The sequence below is a fragment of the Paenibacillus sp. Leaf72 genome (genome assembly GCF_001422685.1).
GTDB lineage: Bacteria > Bacillota > Bacilli > Paenibacillales > Paenibacillaceae > Pristimantibacillus.
Genome location: NZ_LMLV01000002.1, coordinates 24,528 through 41,462 on the forward strand (window position 1 = coordinate 24,528; position 16,935 = coordinate 41,462).

12 protein-coding genes are annotated in these 16,935 nt (G+C 49.8%); 11 read left to right on the forward strand and 1 reads right to left on the reverse strand.

Features of this window, described 5'->3' with window-relative positions:
- Positions 1-26: 26 nt before the first annotated feature.
- Complete coding sequence (gene opp4C, locus ASF12_RS09460) at positions 27-959, forward strand: oligopeptide ABC transporter permease (protein WP_442952522.1); 933 nt, start codon at positions 27-29, stop codon at positions 957-959.
- Between the two features lie 27 nt (positions 960-986).
- The gene (locus ASF12_RS09465) at positions 987-2,630 is read left to right on the forward strand and encodes an ABC transporter substrate-binding protein (protein WP_056033143.1); all 1,644 of its coding nucleotides are present in this window, start codon (positions 987-989) and stop codon (positions 2,628-2,630) included.
- A gap of 125 nt (positions 2,631-2,755) precedes the next feature.
- Here the strand turns inward: ASF12_RS09465 and ASF12_RS09470 are convergent, their stop codons facing one another.
- A complete protein-coding gene (locus ASF12_RS09470) occupies positions 2,756-3,088 on the reverse strand; it encodes a hypothetical protein (protein WP_056033147.1) in 333 nt (110 codons plus the stop codon).
- A gap of 344 nt (positions 3,089-3,432) precedes the next feature.
- On the opposite strand from ASF12_RS09470, the gene ppc reads away from it, so the two are divergent.
- From ppc to glmS, 9 genes are all read left to right on the forward strand, one after another.
- On the forward strand, positions 3,433-6,237 hold the full coding sequence (ppc, locus tag ASF12_RS09475) for a phosphoenolpyruvate carboxylase (protein ID WP_056033150.1): 2,805 nt from the start codon (positions 3,433-3,435) through the stop codon (positions 6,235-6,237).
- A 351-nt stretch (positions 6,238-6,588) separates the two neighbouring features.
- A complete protein-coding gene (locus ASF12_RS09480; protein WP_056033153.1) occupies positions 6,589-8,028 on the forward strand; it encodes a S1C family serine protease in 1,440 nt (479 codons plus the stop codon).
- Positions 8,029-8,355: 327 nt separating this feature from the next.
- Positions 8,356-8,922: an RNA polymerase sigma factor SigW gene (gene sigW / locus ASF12_RS09485; RefSeq protein ID WP_056033156.1), complete on the forward strand. Its 567-nt coding sequence runs from the start codon at positions 8,356-8,358 to the stop codon at positions 8,920-8,922.
- 110 nt (positions 8,923-9,032) lie between these two features.
- Complete coding sequence (locus ASF12_RS09490) at positions 9,033-9,671, forward strand: zf-HC2 domain-containing protein (RefSeq protein ID WP_056033159.1); 639 nt, start codon at positions 9,033-9,035, stop codon at positions 9,669-9,671.
- A 326-nt stretch (positions 9,672-9,997) separates the two neighbouring features.
- Positions 9,998-10,837, forward strand: coding sequence for a diadenylate cyclase CdaA (cdaA, locus tag ASF12_RS09500; RefSeq protein WP_056033166.1), 840 nt, complete (start codon positions 9,998-10,000; stop codon positions 10,835-10,837).
- The gene (locus ASF12_RS09505) at positions 10,830-12,275 is read left to right on the forward strand and encodes a CdaR family protein (protein WP_056033169.1); all 1,446 of its coding nucleotides are present in this window, start codon (positions 10,830-10,832) and stop codon (positions 12,273-12,275) included. Before cdaA ends, ASF12_RS09505 begins: the two co-directional genes overlap by 8 nt.
- Before the next feature lie 76 nt (positions 12,276-12,351).
- Positions 12,352-13,692: a phosphoglucosamine mutase gene (gene glmM, locus ASF12_RS09510; RefSeq protein WP_056033172.1), complete on the forward strand. Its 1,341-nt coding sequence runs from the start codon at positions 12,352-12,354 to the stop codon at positions 13,690-13,692.
- A 535-nt stretch (positions 13,693-14,227) separates the two neighbouring features.
- Positions 14,228-14,503: a hypothetical protein gene (locus ASF12_RS09515; RefSeq protein WP_155972986.1), complete on the forward strand. Its 276-nt coding sequence runs from the start codon at positions 14,228-14,230 to the stop codon at positions 14,501-14,503.
- A gap of 88 nt (positions 14,504-14,591) precedes the next feature.
- A complete protein-coding gene (glmS, locus tag ASF12_RS09520; RefSeq protein WP_056033178.1) occupies positions 14,592-16,424 on the forward strand; it encodes a glutamine--fructose-6-phosphate transaminase (isomerizing) in 1,833 nt (610 codons plus the stop codon).
- Positions 16,425-16,935 lie beyond the last annotated feature (511 nt).

A 16,935-nucleotide genomic window follows, 5' to 3' on the forward strand; every position in this document is an offset into this window, starting at 1 on the left:
CAAGGAGAGGGGGAAGCGCCATGGCTATGCTGCAGATGAGCACGAACAAGGCAGCGGGCTCTGGAGGTGGAGGCGGCCAGCTCGCAGAGACGGCTGTGAAAAGCAGCCATAAAGAAGAGAGCTATGCAGGGATGGTCGTTCGCAGATTTAAGAAGCACAAGCTTGCGGTAGCGGGGCTTGTCCTCATGACGCTGCTTTCGCTGGGAGCAATTATGGCTCCTTGGATCGTTCCGCATGATCCTTATCAGGTGACGGAGGCTTTCGAAGCCGAGCCTTCCGCCGAGCATTTGCTTGGCACCGACCAGGTAGGGCGCGATGTGTTGAGCCGGTTAATATACGCGGCGAGAGTGTCGCTTATGGTCGGCTTGGGCTCCGTCTTAATCAGCGTCACGATAGGGACGGTGCTGGGCCTCGTTTCGGGGTATTTTGGCGGCATTGTGGATATGGCGGTCATGCGGGTGACGGATATTTTTATGTCCTTTCCCCAGCTGATGCTTATTCTCGTTGTGGTCAGCGTAGTCGGTCCCAGCTTGACGAATGTCATTTTGATTCTTGGCTTCCTTGGCTGGACGGGCGTAGCGCGGCTTGTAAGGGGAAGCGTGCTGTCGATTAAGCAGATGGATTATGTCAAAGCGGGAGTCGCTTTGGGACTAGGTACGCAGAGTATTTTGTTCAAGCACATTTTGCCAAATGCTCTGGCTCCGATTCTCGTGAATGCAACCTTCGGTATTGCAGGTGCTATCGTATCCGAGGCTTCGCTTAGCTTCCTGGGGCTTGGCGTTCAGCCGCCAACAGCAAGCTGGGGCAATATGCTTACCGATGCCCAATCGCTTACGGTGCTGACCTCGCAGCCATGGCTGTGGCTGCCGCCGGGCATCATGATCGTCGTTAGCGTATTGTCGGTAAATTTTATCGGCGACGGGCTGCGCGATGCAATGGATCCAAAAAGCTTGAAATAACGACCATTTTAAGGGGGACAATCATCGATGAAGACAAAAAACAGTTGGAAAATGGTTTGTGCGCTTGTTGGAATTATATCTATGCTGACACTAAGCGCATGCTCAAGCAGCGGTCCAGCTACAGCCGGAGAAAGCGGCGGCAGCGAAGCGAAGCCAGCGGGGGAAAGTAAGGTCGTAAACATCGGGATTACGAATGCGCCGCTTATGTTTAATCCCATTGACCAGACGGACAATACGTCGATTATTGTGACGTCGATTTTGTTCCAGCCGCTCATGGAGCTGGATGAAAACTTGAAGTTCGTTCCGATGCTGGCCGACAGCATTGAAACCGAAGATAATCAGGTTTACACCGTAAAGCTGAATGAAAAGGCCAAATGGAGCGACGGTGAGTCCGTCACAGCGGATGATGTCGTATTTACGGTGAAGCTGATTGGCAATCCGAAGTCGATTGTATCGCTGTCCACTCGTTATGCGCTGCTGGAAGGCTTCGATGAGCTAGGCAAGCTGCCGGAAGGGGCAAGCGATGTAGCGGGCGTGAAAAAAATCGACGACCACACCGTCGAATTCCGCACGAAGCAGCCAGTGGACCCTAACCTGTTCATGGAAAGCTTCGGCAAAAACCTTAAGCCGCTGCCGGAGCATGTATTGAAAGACGCGAGTCCGGAGACGCTGGCGCAAAATCCATTTTTCCAAAAGCCGACCGTCGTCAATGGACCATTCACCTTCGTTACTTACGCCAAGGATCAATATATTGAGCTGCAAGCCAACAAGGATTTTTTCAAAGGCGCGCCCAAGCTGGACAAGCTGAATTTTAAAATTATGCCTTCGAGCAATTTGGTTGCCCAGCTGCAAAGCGGCGAGATTGATATGAACTTCCCGGGTATCGGCACGATTTCGGTACAGGATTTTGAGAAAGTGAAAAACATGTCCAACGTTAATGCGGTGTCCGGCAAGCCGTTCAACTACCAAAATCTTTATTTCAATAATGAGACGATAACCGACGCTCGCGTGCGCCACGCCATCGCTTATGCGATTAATCGCGAGATGATGATCGACAATCTGCTTAAAGGCGAAGGCGAGAGCATGGATGTGCAATATACGCCGATTCACCCGTACTATAACAAAAACCTGACGCCTATTACGTATAATCCGGAAAAAGCGAAGGAGCTGCTCAAGGAAGCAGGCTGGGATTCGAGCAAGACGCTGAGGCTGGTCGTGCCTTCGGGCAATAAGACGAGGGAGCAGGCTGCCGACATTATTGTCGAAAATTTGAAGGCGGTAGGCATCAACGCCCAAGTGCAAAAGTTTGATCTTGCCACGTCGGTGCAGAAGCTGATCAAAGGCGAATACGATTTGGATATTTTGGGCCTCATCTTTATTCTTGATCCCGATTTGACGACCGTATTTGGTACGGGAAGCAAAACAAACTATGCCCGCTATTCCAGTATAGAAATGGACAAGCTGCTGCTGGAAGGCACGAAGGAGACGGATTCGGACAAACGCCGCGTCATCTATGACAAGGTGCAGGAGCTAATCATGGAGGATCTGCCGCAAATTGCTTTGTTCGCCGATTACCGCCTGCTGGCAACGAACAAACGCGTGCTGGTCGGTGGGCCGAAGGATTTGGGCGCGTTCATCAATGTGTATGAGTGGGATGTGGAGTCGAAATAAGCGGCTTGAAAAGTAGCAAGCAGATTTAGTAATTCTTTAGCCAAATAAAAGCCAACCAACTAGCCAGCGCTGTTTGGTTGGCTTTTGTTATTTTCTATAAATTTCGGTTTTCGGAAAATTTTCCATTAATATATTTTCAGAAGGACGGACACGATTCCCGAAGCGCAAGCAGCAGCAAGAGAGAGGTAGGCCCAACTATTTTTTCTGAAATAGGTGAGGAAAATTGCGAGCAGGGACAAGGCGGTGGACAGCAGCGAGGATGCCAATGCGCCGCCCCTAAACGTAACATTCTGGTAAGGGATAAATGACTGCACGAGCATAAGCAGCAAGCTGAAGGCGATAACGGCGATTTGATAAGGGGCAAGCATCTGGTAGCTGCCCTTTTTGTCTGTAAGTTTAACTGTCACATAAACAATAGCTGCGATAAACAAAAGCAATGGCAAGTATAGCTGGAGCATAGAAGTTCCCACCTTTTCACCTTAAATTCCTTTTTATACCATACCTGATGGTTTACGAAAATCGCAACTACTCTTTTTTCTGGATAAGAAAACGATTACATTTATTCAAAAATAGTGATTTAGATAGAAATGAAGCAGATAGGGGTAATGTAGGGAGTTGGCGGAAATGCAGAAGATCATCGCCTTATTTTATGAGAAATACCCCCTTTTTAGTTGCGAGCATGATAGACATCCTCCCATACATCTTGGTAAATGGCGGGGCTTCAACCATGAAGGATTTTGTAGTATGATGTATGATAGTTAAAATGAGTCCGTTATAGGGCACGCTACAGGAGGATTTCAGTATGTCGGAACAAGCTGCAACGAATTTATCGGCAAGCCGCCAGCAAGCGAACAATTTGCTGCGTAGGGATGTTCGGTTTCTAGGCAACATACTCGGCGAAGTGCTCGTCCACCAGGGCGGCAAGGAATTGCTTGAAATTGTGGAGCAAATCCGCGAAACAAGCAAATCGTTGCGAGCGGAATATATTCCGGAGCTATTCGCGCAATTCAAGACGACCGTGTCGTCATTGAGCCCGGAAATTAGGCACCAGGTCATTCGTGCCTTCGCGATTTATTTTCAACTGGTTAACATTGCTGAACAAAATCACCGTATTCGCCGCAAGCGCGATTATGAGCGTTCTACTGGGGAAGGCGTTCAACGCGGCTCCATTGAGAGCGCTGTAGCGGATCTGAAGGAACGTCAAATCGCAGTGGAAGATGTACAGCAAATGCTGAGCGGCATTTCGCTGGAGCTTGTCATGACCGCACATCCTACGGAAGCTACACGCAGAGCGGTGCTGGACATCCACAAGCGGATTGCTGAAGATGTGATGGAGCTTGATAATCCGACGCTGACTTACCGTGAGCGCGAGAAGCTTCGCGAGAAGCTATTGAATGAAGTGCTTATTTTGTGGCAAAGCGATGAGCTTCGCGACCGTAAGCCTACGGTTATCGACGAAGTTCGCAACGGCTTGTATTATTTTGATGAAACGTTATTCGAGGTGCTGCCTGCTGTTTACGAGGAGCTAGAGCGCTGCCTTGAAAAATATTATCCAGGTGAAAAATGGCATGCGCCAGACTTTCTCCGTTTTGGCTCGTGGATCGGCGGCGACCGTGACGGCAACCCTTCCGTAACCGCGAAGGTGACGTGGGAAGCGCTGACGATGCACCGCCTGCTGGCGATTCGCAAGTATGAAGAAACGCTGAATGAGCTGATGGGCCAACTGAGCTTCAGCACGAACATTGTGGAAGTGTCGGATGAATTGATCGAATCGATTCGCCGCGACCGCGAGCAGGTTGAGCTGAAATGCGTAGAGCTGTGGCGCAATACGAAGGAGCCTTACCGCATCAAGCTTGGCTTTATGCTGGAGAAGCTCGCAAATACGCGCAATGAGGCGCTTAAAGGCTCCGCTATGCGCTATAACAACCCGGAAGAGCTGCTGGAGGATTTGAAAATTATTGACCGCAGCCTGCGCAATCACTTCGCGGATTATGTCGCAGATACGCATATCGGCAAGCTGGTACGCCAGGTTGAGCTGTTCGGCTTCCACCTGATGACGCTCGATATTCGCCAGCACAGCAAAGAGCATGAAAATGCGATGACTGAAATTTTGGCGAAAATGAACATTACGCCGAATTATGCGGCTTTGAATGAGGATGAAAAGGTTGAGCTGCTGCATCGCCTGCTGAATGATCCGCGTCCGTTGACGTCGAGCCATTTGGACTATACAGATGCAACGCGTGAATGCCTCGATGTCTACCATACGGCTTACCGTGCGAAGCAAGAATTTGGCCCGAACTGCATTTCGAGCTACCTGATCAGTATGACGCAGGGCGCCAGCGACATGCTGGAAGTCATGGTCTTCTCGAAGGAAGTCGGCTTGTTCCGCCAAGATCGCGACGGTACCGTTCACTGCTCCGTTCAATCGGTGCCGCTGTTCGAGACGATTGACGACCTTCATGCGGCTCCAGCTATTATGAAGCAGCTGTTCGAGCTGCCGATTTACCGTCAAGCCATTGCGGCTCGCGGCGATCTGCATGAAATTATGCTGGGCTACTCCGACAGCAATAAAGATGGCGGAGCGGTTACAGCTAACTGGGAGCTGCGTGTAGCGCTTAAGGAAATTACAGCAGCGGCGAACGAATACGACGTTAAGCTGAAGTTTTTCCACGGACGCGGCGGCGCGCTCGGTCGCGGCGGCATGCCGCTGAACCGCAGCATTTTGGCACAGCCTCCGCATACAGTAGGCGGCGGCATCAAAATTACCGAGCAAGGCGAAGTGCTTTCCTCGCGTTATTCGATGCAGGGTATCGCATACCGCAGCTTGGAGCAGGCCACTTGGGCGCTGATTACAGCTGCGCGCTTGGCCAAATATCCGGAGCAAGGCCAGACAGCCGAGCCGGAGTGGGAAGAGATTGCCCGTTCGATTTCCGAGACGGCGCTGGAGAAATATCAGGATTTGATTTTCCGTGATCCGGATTTCCTCACATACTTCAAGGAGTCGACACCGCTGCCTGAGGTTGGCGAGCTGAACATTGGCTCCCGTCCGTCCAAACGGAAAAACAGTGACCGCTTTGAAGATTTGCGTGCCATTCCATGGGTATTCGCTTGGACGCAAAGCCGTTATTTGCTGCCAGCCTGGTATGCAGCCGGCACAGCGCTCCAGCAATATGTGGATGGAAGCGAAGAGCGTCTGCAGACGCTAAAAACGATGTATGAGCAGTTCCCATTCTTCCGCTCTTTGATCGACAATTTGCAGATGGCACTGGCGAAAGCCGATCTTATTATTGCGAAGGAATACGCGGGCATGATTTCCGACGAGGCGATCCGCAACCGTATTTTCCAGCAAATCGAGTCGGAATACGCGCTGACGTCGCAAATGATTTTAAGCATTACGGGCCAAACGGAAATTTTGGATAACGTACCCGTTATTCAAGAATCGATTCGCCTCCGTAATCCGTACGTCGATCCGCTCAGCTACATGCAAGTACAGCTTCTGACTGAGCTCCGCGGACTGCGGGCGAAGGACGAGGATGATCCAGAGCTGCTTCGTGAAGTATTGCTCACGATTAACGGAATTGCCGCCGGCCTGAGAAACACGGGCTAATAAGGCGCTTGAACAAATAAATAAACGCCAGAAAACGCTGGCGTGAACAGGAAAGCCAAGCAGGGCAGCCATTGCCCAGCTTGGCTTTTTTTTGCGTTGAAAAGGTGGGTTGAGCGGCAGCAAGGGGACTTGTTATGCGCTTGTACAGCTTTTTAGTACGCAAATAGGGCTGCCCCGAAAGGTTTTATGTTGCTTTAAATATCGCTTAAGTTTGGTTTAAGGTGCATCCTGCATGATGTATACATAGAAGGCAAACAAAATGACCGAATACACACTGACTAATCCTTATTATCTCAATACTTAGCTTACGTGAAGAAATTTACTCGGTAAAACTTGAAGGAGGCAATCAAGATGAGCGAGGACAACCAATATAGAGGAACAAATAACAGCATGAATGGACAGGGAGATGAACGTATGGCGGATCAAGTAAATGGCGGCGAACAAGGGAAACAACAGGCGAAGATGAACGCAGCGGGGGCAAGCGATAGCAAAATCGAGCAATCGAGTGCAGTTGGCAAGCAAGAGGGCAAGCCGGAGGGTGAGCAAGTTTTCAAAACCGTTTATGGTTATGAAGATGCGGCTGAACCGGGGCGTGAGGCTTCGGCGTCAGCGGATGCGGATAGCAGCCAGGCAAAGCCGCAGCAAGCAGATTCATCCGCGGCGCAGCAGGAAACAGCTGCAGGGCAAGAAGCTGGAAAACAGACGGCGCCGCTTGTTGCTTCCTACATCTACGAGTCGGAGCGTTCTCCCTCTAACTTGCGCCATTCGTATGAGAAGCAGCTCAGTGAGCTGCGGACGATGACGGACAGAGGACAAAGCGACGCAGGCAGAGGCGGCGATGAGGGTTCACAGAAGCCAGCGAAGCGTACGCCGTTGAAGTCCATTTTTGCAGCATTTTTAGCAGGGGCTGTCGTCATTGGCGGCTTTATGTATACAGCGGATCGCAGCAATTTGTTCACAGGCGGCGTGGCTACGGTAAATACGACTAACGGCAGTGTAGTTAGCAATGGCAGCGAGAACAGCGCGGGCGTGACAACAGCAGCGAATTCGGTGGACAGCCAAATTTCCAACATTTATGCGGCAGCGTCCCCGGCGGTTGTCAAAATTGAAAATTACGGCCAAGCGACACGCGCAAGCGGACGCGGTTCAGACTACTGGCAGTTTTTCGGGCAGCTGGCACCGCAGAGCGGCCAGCAGCAGCCGAGTGCAGGCTCTAATGACCAGAGCGGAACAGACGATTCCAATTTGCAGCTTACAGGTTCGGGAACGGGATTCATATTCCAGTCCGATGGCTACATTTTAACGAATGAGCATGTCATTAGCGGAGCTTCCCAAGTGAAGGTAACCGTAGAAGGTTATGATGAGCCGTTTGTGGCTAAGGTGGTAGGCTCCAGCGCCGATCTGGATTTGGCGGTTCTGAAAATTACCGGAACGACGGCGTTCCCGACGCTGTCGCTTGGCGACTCTGACAGCACAGCAATCGGCGACTGGGTTATTGCAATTGGCAATCCGTATGGCTTTGACCACACGATGACAGTGGGTGTGCTAAGCGCGAAAGAACGTCCGATTTCCGTCCAAGACGAAGATGGCGGCACGAAGGATTACAAGCATTTGCTGCAAACCGATGCCTCCATTAACCCGGGCAACTCGGGCGGTCCGCTGCTCAATACGAGCGGTCAGGTCATTGGCATTAATACGGCGGTAAGCACCGAGGCGCAGGGCATTGGTTTTGCCATTCCATCGAGCGAAATTCAAAGCGTGCTTCAAAAACTGATGACCAATTCCTTATAATCTCTTTTATAAAAGAAGGCTGGGACGAAGTGCGGTACGCAGCGCATCCGTAAAAGGCCCGGCAAGAGCAGCATCAAGCGATAAGCTTGAGAGCTGCTTTTTTGCCATAAAGAGTGGAAAACGTATATAATAGTTCAAATAAGGCGGCAATAGCCGTTTCAACTTGCGCATTTATCTTGCTTTTTAAGTCCATGTGGATTACGATTTTCTATAGAGTTTAAGGGCAGAGGACGCGGCAGGAGTTATATTTGTTTTAGTAGGCATTGCTGATTCATAATAGCACTCGCGGCAACAATCCGTTCAAACGGAAAGTTTGGAGGAGTAGAAGTGAATGTATTGGAAGCCCGCCTTGCAAAATTATCGTTAAAAGGCGACCAGCGGGCATTTGCTGAGCTCGTAGGGCTCTATCAGGACAAGCTTTTTCACATGGCGTACCGCATGCTGAGCAACCGTCAAGAGGCGGAAGATGTCGTGCAGGAAGCGTTCATGCGAGTGTATAGAAATTTAGAGCGTTATGATGAAACCTTGAAATTTTCCACCTGGATTTATCGGATCGCGACGAATCTTTGCATCGACAAGCTGCGCAAGCGCAAGCCTGTATATTCGCTAGATGCGGAATCGACGGATCATGAAGGTTTGGATGGTTATTCGATGATTCCAAGCGACAATCGAACGCCCGAGTCGGAGACGCTGCTGTCTGAGACACAGCGGATTATTCATCAGGCGATTGCCTCGCTTCCGCCGAAATACAAGACGGTAATGATGCTGCGCTATATTGAGGATTTGTCTCTTCAAGAAATTAGCGAGGTCATGGATATCCCTGTCACGACGATTAAGACGAGGGTACACCGGGGACGGGAGTTTCTGCGCAAGAAGCTGGAATACAAGCTGTAAAATTGGCCGAAAGCTTGTCGCGAAATTTTGAAACACTTTCGGATTTGATACGTATCCTATAGTTGTAGTAGGGCGTTAACGTAAGCAAAAGAAAGAAAGGACTGGCTGCTATGGAATGCAAAGTCGCCATCGGAATGATGCACGACTATTTTGACGGTGATCTGACCAGACAAGGTACGATGGATTTGAAGGGGCATATGAGTACTTGTCCCGCTTGCCTCGCTCGGTTCGAACAGCTGGAGAAGACGGAAGCGATGACTTTTTCCGCCTTAGAGCATGCCGCAGTGGTCCCGCATTACGATATACAGGCTTCCGAGAAGCTGACGCAGCTTATTTTGGACCAAATACCGAAACCGCAGGCGAAGACTCGTCCGCAGTATTTGCGTTTGCTCTACAAGTACCCAGGCGTAACGGTCGCAGCGATTTTTGTACTCGTTATGCTGGGCAGCTTTGTCTCCATGTGGGGACACGATACGAAGCTGGTGGTGTCGGGCGAGGATCTGCATCAGGTCGTTATTGACGGCAACACGGTTACAATTCCAGAAGGTGTGCATATTAAAGGAAATTTGATCGTTGAAAATGGCATGGCCGACGTTAGAGGCGAAATCGATGGCAATGTAACGGTCATTGACGGTTCCCTCAATTTGGCCTCGACCGGTTTTATTGCCGGGCAAAGCCGGACCATTGATCAGGCACTGGATTGGTTCTGGTATAAGGTAACGACAACTTTCAGCGGATTGGCTTCTTAGGTGAGCTGCCTTCCTGACGGGAAGGCAGCTTTTTTTTCGAAAATATAGGGAAGGATATGATTGTTCCATCCTTTCTCTATATTTCTCGGAATGAAACGCGCTGCACCGCCAAAGGATGGCGACAGCCGTTTCACCTTGAAATATAGGAAAGGATATGATGTGTCCATCCTTTCTCTATATTTCTCGGAATGAAACGTGCTGCACCGCCAAAGGATGGCGACAGCTGTTTCACCTTGAATAAAGGAGTTTCCGCACCGAATATAGAAAATAATAAGTTGAAATTCAAAATACATGCGATACGTGCTCGGTTGTTTGGGGGTTCATACATGAGTTACTTTGCAGATTTGACTTGGCAGAACGGCATCAAGGACGTCATTGATATCGGGATCGTCAGCTATATTATTTACAAAATCATTTTGCTTGTACAAGGAACCAGAGCGGTTCAGCTCTTGAAGGGAATCCTTGTGCTTATTGCTGTATGGGCGATTAGCACATGGTTTAATTTATATACGCTCAAATGGGTAATGAACCAAATGTTCACCTTTGGCGTCGTGTCTGTCCTCATCATTTTTCAGCCGGAGCTGAGGCGGGTGCTGGAGCAGGTGGGACGAGGAAAGCTGTTCGTCAGCTCCTCCTTCATGGATAAGGATGTCGTCAATGAGCAGATTGATGAAGTGATGAAGGCTGTTCAGTTTATGGCGAAAAGAAAAATTGGCGCGCTAATTGTATTTGAACGGACAACCGGCGTCAATGAACTGATTGAATCAGGTGTACAGATGGAGTCGCGGATTACCTCCGAGCTGCTGAACAATATTTTCACGCCAAATACGCCGCTGCATGATGGAGCGGTCATTATTCGGGGTAATCAAATTATGGCGGCGGGCTGTTATTTGCCGCTGTCTGAAAATCCTTTTATAAGCAAGGAGCTTGGGACGCGCCATCGTGCGGCCATCGGCGTCAGCGAGGTTAGTGACGCGGTGTCGGTCGTCGTATCGGAAGAAACGGGACAAGTTTCCTTGGCGCTCAACGGCATGATCGTTCGTGATATTAAAGAAGAATCGCTAATCTCGAAGCTGTTCGAGGAGCTGACTCCGAAGACGAATGGACGCACGAAGGAACGTCAGTCGTTCGCGTTCTGGAAGCGGAAAGGAGGCCAGGATGGATAAATGGCTTAGTCATCCGACAGCGATCAAAATTATTTCTATCGTCATTGCGCTGCTGCTGTGGGCAGTCGTGCATTTCGATCCGGAATCGACTCCTGCTGCGGTGACCTCCAATACAGATAAAAAAATTATCGAGGCCGCGCAAATTATTCCAACCGGGCTGGATGAAGCTAAATATTCGCTCGTGCAGATGGAGCCGACCGTTGTCAGGATTATGGTAGAAGGCCGCCGCTCCAAGCTGCTCACTGCCAAAGACGAGGATTATATTATTACAGCTGATTTAACCGGACTTGGGGAAGGCGAGCATGTTGTGCCGTTAACGTATACGATGCCGAGCGGCGTCAACCTGCTGGAAATTTCACAGCGTACGATAAAGGTAGATATCGAAGAAATTCAGACGAAGTCCTTTGATTTGGGGCTGAAGACGTCTGGTACGCCTTCAAGCGGCTATATTGTTGGAACGCCATCACTGGTCGGCAAGGAGACAGTTCCGTCCGTTAAAGTGACGCTCCCGAAGGATGAAATGGAATATGTCGGTTCGGTAAGCGCGACCGTTAGTGTGGAAGGCGCGAAATCGACAGTTGAGGATAAAAAAGCGGGTGTTGTCGTTTATGATACGGAAGGCAAAGTGATGGAGCATGCCATTACCGATCCGAAGATCGTCGATGTGGAGGTTCCCGTCACTCCGCCAATCAAGATGGTACCGCTCCAGATCAGCTATACGGGCAGCTTGCCGGAAGGTTTAAGCATCGCTTCGATTAAACCGGAAATCGACAAAGTTGCCGTTTATGCGGATCAAAAAACGCTTGATGCTCTCGAAGTATATAATGGGGTGACGATTGATCTCGGAGCTGTCGAGCAGTCGGGCACGGTGAAGGCGAAGGTCACGAAGCTGGATGGCATAGTGATGGTTGAGCCTGCTGAAATTAATGTTGAGGTGAATGTCGTTTCATGGGAAGCGCTGACCTTGACGAGAGCGATTCAATTAACAAATGTTGGCGAAGGGCTTTTTGCTGAAATCAGCAAGCCGCAGAGCGGCGAGGCGAGCCTCACCATTCACGGCGCACCAGATGTGCTATCGGCAATTAGCGACAAGGATTTGCAGCTGACAGCTGATTTGCAGGGACTGAAGGCTGGAACGCATACGATTAAGCTGTCGACAACGGTGCCGCGTTTCGTGACCTTGACGAACGAAGAAGCGGCATTAACCGCTACGGTAGTTATTGGCGAGAAGTCTGATCCGGTGACGGCAGATCCGGAAGAAAGCGGCGGTACGACCAAGCCGGAGCCGACTCCAACGCCTGAGCCATCGGCAACGCCGGATGAGGAAGAAAGTACGCCTAGTCCTGGCTCGGGAAACGATGGCGGCAATGATGGCAATGGAGCTACGAATGCGGGCGGCGAGCCTAGCAATGGCAGCTCCGCAAACGCAAATGGTTAGTTGATTAATGAGCAGCAGCATAGGATTGGCTGGTTTTTCAGTCAATATCGATATAATAAAAGGGGCTAGAACGACAATGGGGAAATATTTTGGTACAGATGGCGTGCGCGGTGTCGCGAATCAGGAATTGACACCAGAGCTTGCTTATAAAATTGGCCGCTGCGGCGGATTCGTATTAACGGGAGAGGCAGATAAGCCGGTAGTCGTCATCGGACGGGATACGCGTATCTCCGGTCCAATGCTGGAATCGGCGCTTATCGCAGGCTTGCTGTCTATCGGCGCAAGCGTTGTGCGCCTAGGTGTCGTGTCGACGCCGGCAGTCGCTTATATTACACGCGAGCTGAAGGCGGATGCGGGCGTTATGATTTCCGCTTCGCATAATCCGGTTGAGGATAATGGCATTAAGTTTTTCGCTGGCGACGGCTTCAAGCTGTCGGATGAGACGGAAATTCGCATTGAGCAGCTGATTGATGCGGAGCAGGATGAATTGCCGCGCCCTGTAGGCGGCGATATTGGCACTGTAACCGATGACGATTCCGCGAAGAAGCGTTATCTGGACTTTTTGAAAACGACGATTAGAGGCGGGTTCAGCGGCCTTAAAATCGTGCTCGACTGCGCGAACGGCTCTGCTTATGAGCTGGCGCCAGCTGTATTCCGCGAGCTTGGCGCGGAAATTATTACGGTAGGAGCGGAGCCGGATGGCCGCAACATCAATGCGGGCGTCGGATCGACGCATCCGGAATATTTGCGTGAGCAGGTGCTGGCGCATAAAGCGGATTTGGGACTATCCTTTGACGGCGACGCCGATCGTCTGATTGCGATTGATGACCAGGGCGAAGAGGTCGATGGCGATTATATTTTGTGCATCATTGGCGACGCTATGAAACAGGCTGGAAAGCTGAAGCATGACACCGTCGTTACGACAGTTATGGCGAACATTGGTTTCTTCAAAGCGGCGGGGCAGCTTGGCCTGCAAACCGCGCAAACGGCTGTTGGCGACCGCTACGTGATGGAAGAAATGCGTCGCGGCGGCTTCAACTTGGGCGGCGAGCAGTCCGGCCATGTTATTTTTCTGGATTATATTACAACGGGTGACGGCATTCTGACCGCTTTGCAGCTGGTCGATACGATTAAAGCTTCCGGCCGCAAGCTCAGCGAGCTGAAAACCATTATGCGCAAGTTCCCGCAAGTGCTCGTTAACGTGCGCGTAGAAGACAAGAGCAAATACCTGGGCAACCAGGCGATTGAAGCAGTAGCGGAAGAAGTGTCTCGTGAGCTTGGCGACAACGGCCGTGTGCTCGTTCGTCCTTCCGGTACGGAATCGCTCATTCGCGTCATGGCAGAAGGGCCAGACAAGGCTCAGGTTGAAGCATACGTGGCAAAAATCGTTGATGTGGTGAAAAAAGAACTCGGTTAAAGATTAATGGGCTGAGTTTTCAGCGGCGATAATCGTTAACGATAGGAAACTTCAACCATAATCTTCAATGTCCGTAAGGGTTGGCGCCTATATACTTTAATGGCAGTCATATTATACGTGACTTATTTTTTATGTGAGCAATAGTAAACGATAGTAATGTTAAGCGGCATAAATGACAATAATCAGTGCCTTTAATGATTAAGGCCGCTTGCCTCCGGTGATTGAACCGAAGCATATGCGTTGAAGCTTGAGCGCATGCTAAGGTGATTTGCGGGAGGCAGGCGGCTAGGCACCGATAATTTGTTGAGACATAGAATGAATGAGGCAATGGAGACAATCGGTGGGTATAGCTGCTTATGAATGGGCACGAGCCCGATGCTGTTGCATATTTGCCTGATAATGAATACAATAGAGAGTAATGATTTCATTCCAGAAGGAAAGCGAGGATCGAGGTTACACTGCAATATAAGCGCCAGAGCTTGCGTGATGATTCGTTTTGATGCTCTACGTAACCGATGAATGGGCTGCATGTTGGATGTGCGGATACAGTGGTTATGGAGAAGCACTCGGGGCGATCATACGGGAAGCTGACGAGGTGGAGGTGTTCGAAATGTTCGGCGGGGGCCTCCCGGTTATAGCATGCCAACCGAAAGCTGAGACGCAAAATGATTGGGCGACCATTCATACAAACGTTCAGCAGGCATCAACAGACGAAATAATTGAACTTTTATTCCCGTATGTCTATGGTGCCGCCTGTGGGGCTGGTATGGGCAGAGGGTTACACAACTTCTTTGGACAAAAGCAGAACTGAATTTGTGACAACCGAATAGCGCCTGTGCCGCATATAGGCAGGCATCCGTCATAAGGGCATTATACCTAAAACGGAGGTCTATTAAATTATGTGTGGAATTGTAGGATATATTGGTAAACGTGACTCGCAGGCGATTTTGATCGAAGGGCTGAAAAAGCTGGAATACCGCGGCTATGACTCGGCAGGTATTGCTGTATTCACAGACAACGGTCTTGAAGTTTCGAAAGCTAAAGGACGCCTTGCTAATCTTGAAGGCAAGCTGCAAGGTGAGCCATTGCATGGTTCCGTCGGCATTGGGCATACGCGCTGGGCAACACACGGCAAGCCATCCGATGTGAACTCTCATCCGCATACGGACAATTCCGCTAAATTTTCGGTCGTTCACAATGGTATCATTGAGAACTATCTGGATCTGAAAGATGAATTGACTGCGAAAGGCCATGTATTCGTATCGGAGACGGATACAGAAGTGATCTCGCATCTCGTAGCTGATGAGTATGACGGCAACATCATTGAAGCGGTGCAGCGTGCCGTTAAACGTATGCGCGGAGCATTCGCTCTGGGCGTTTTGACAGAGTTTGAACCGGAGAAGCTCGTAGCGGTTCGTTTTGCAAGCCCGCTCGTCATCGGCGTAGGCAAAGGCGAAAACTTCATCGGATCGGATATTCCGGCGATTTTGGAGCATACGCGTGACGTTTATATTTTGGACGACGGCGAAATGGCTATTTTGACACGTGATAGTGTCGAATTGATGACGACAGAAGGCGCAGCTATTTCCAAGGAAATATTCCATGTCGATTGGGATCTGGTAACCGCAGAAAAAGCCGGATTTGATCATTTTATGCTGAAAGAAATTTATGAGCAGCCGAAAGCATACCGCGACACGATGCTGGGCCGCGTTGCTGACGACGGCAAATCGGTACAGCTGTCTGAACTGGCGATGACGAAGGATTATATTAAATCGATTCGTAAAGTGCATATCGTAGCTTGCGGAACAGCATATCATGCTGGCCTTGTTGGTAAAACGGTTATTGAGTCCATTGCCCGCATTCCGGTTGAAACGGATGTCGCTTCGGAATATCGTTACCGCTCGCCGATCATTACGCCAGACACGCTCGTAATTGTAGTCAGCCAATCCGGTGAAACAGCGGATACGCTTGCTGCACTTCGTGAAGCGAAGCGCAATGGCGCTCGCGTATTGGCGATTACGAACGTAGTGGGCAGCTCGATTGCCCGCGAAGCGGATGATGTGCTGGTAACGTTGGCAGGACCGGAAATTGCGGTTGCTTCGACGAAAGCTTACACGTCGCAGCTCGTAGTATTCTACCTGCTCAGCTTGTATTTCGCGGATACGCTGGGAACGAAAAATACAGCGGAGGTAAGCGAAATTCTTGCTGCGATGCAAGAGCTTCCTGAGCAAGTGGAAAGCATTTTGGAGCAAGCGCCGGTATTGCGCGATATTGCTGAATCGATCTCCTCGCATCCGAGCCTATTCTTTATTGGCCGCGGCATTGACTATCCAGTAGCGCTGGAAGGCTCGCTGAAGCTGAAAGAAATTTCGTATATTCACTCGGAAGCTTACCCAGCTGGCGAGCTGAAGCATGGCACGCTGGCGCTGATCGAAGAAGGCGTTCCGGTTATCGCTTTGGTCACGCAGGAAGAGTTGTATGAGAAAACATTGAGCAATATTAAAGAAGTAAAAGCGCGCGGCGCGAATGTGCTCGGTATTGGTAATGTTGGCTATGAAGAGGAAGCGAACAAGTCGGTTGATACACTGTTCTCGATCCCTCGCACACTGCCGATCCTGACGCCAGCACTGTCCGTTGTACCACTGCAATTGATCTCCTACTATGCTTCGCTTGCGCTCGGGCATGATGTTGATAAACCGAGAAATTTGGCGAAGAGTGTTACGGTGGAGTAGGGGAGAGTAATAAATTCCCCCCTGTGTCTAGTGACATTAAAGTTGTTGTCTAGACAATATAGTCGTTTCTTTAACAATATAGTGTGTGATTTTTCAAAATAGTTTATGTCCATGATTCATTACAATAAAGTCTTTTTTCTCTTTCTAAATAGGAAGTGACGAAACGAAAGACGAAACGAAAGTTTAAAACTTTTTTAATCATTAAGGGTAGTCCTAAGTTATTTTATAGGACTGCCCTTGTTTTTTCGTCGTGAGATTTTTAAATGACTTTTAATAATGAATTTTTTAGACTAGCTATTAGTAGCTCAAATAAATGAATGAGCGGTGAAACCAAATGAATGAGATAGGTGTAGACTTCCATTGAAGTCTGCAACTCTCCACACTATGTTTGCCGCTCTCCACTTAAAGTTTGCTCACGAGTCGACTGTCGAAAGAAAATTAAGTTGTAGACTAGCATGGTTGATGTTACGCGCTTTACAGCTGTTAGAATTGTCAGCCCAGCGAAATAGGT

What these genes read in the sequence shown, in the direction of transcription:
- ASF12_RS09465 (WP_056033143.1), top strand. Translation starts at nt 987, where the DNA reads ATGAAGACAAAAAACAGTTGGAAAATGGTTTGTGCGCTTGTTGGAATT.
- ASF12_RS09515 (WP_155972986.1), top strand. Translation starts at nt 14,228, where the DNA reads ATGTGCGGATACAGTGGTTATGGAGAAGCACTCGGGGCGATCATACGG.
- ASF12_RS09470 (WP_056033147.1), bottom strand. Translation starts at nt 3,088, where the DNA reads ATGCTCCAGCTATACTTGCCATTGCTTTTGTTTATCGCAGCTATTGTT.
- ASF12_RS09480 (WP_056033153.1), top strand. Translation starts at nt 6,589, where the DNA reads ATGAGCGAGGACAACCAATATAGAGGAACAAATAACAGCATGAATGGA.
- ppc (WP_056033150.1), top strand. Translation starts at nt 3,433, where the DNA reads ATGTCGGAACAAGCTGCAACGAATTTATCGGCAAGCCGCCAGCAAGCG.
- ASF12_RS09505 (WP_056033169.1), top strand. Translation starts at nt 10,830, where the DNA reads ATGGATAAATGGCTTAGTCATCCGACAGCGATCAAAATTATTTCTATC.
- ASF12_RS09490 (WP_056033159.1), top strand. Translation starts at nt 9,033, where the DNA reads ATGGAATGCAAAGTCGCCATCGGAATGATGCACGACTATTTTGACGGT.
- glmM (WP_056033172.1), top strand. Translation starts at nt 12,352, where the DNA reads ATGGGGAAATATTTTGGTACAGATGGCGTGCGCGGTGTCGCGAATCAG.
- glmS (WP_056033178.1), top strand. Translation starts at nt 14,592, where the DNA reads ATGTGTGGAATTGTAGGATATATTGGTAAACGTGACTCGCAGGCGATT.
- opp4C (WP_442952522.1), top strand. Translation starts at nt 27, where the DNA reads ATGCTGCAGATGAGCACGAACAAGGCAGCGGGCTCTGGAGGTGGAGGC.
- cdaA (WP_056033166.1), top strand. Translation starts at nt 9,998, where the DNA reads ATGAGTTACTTTGCAGATTTGACTTGGCAGAACGGCATCAAGGACGTC.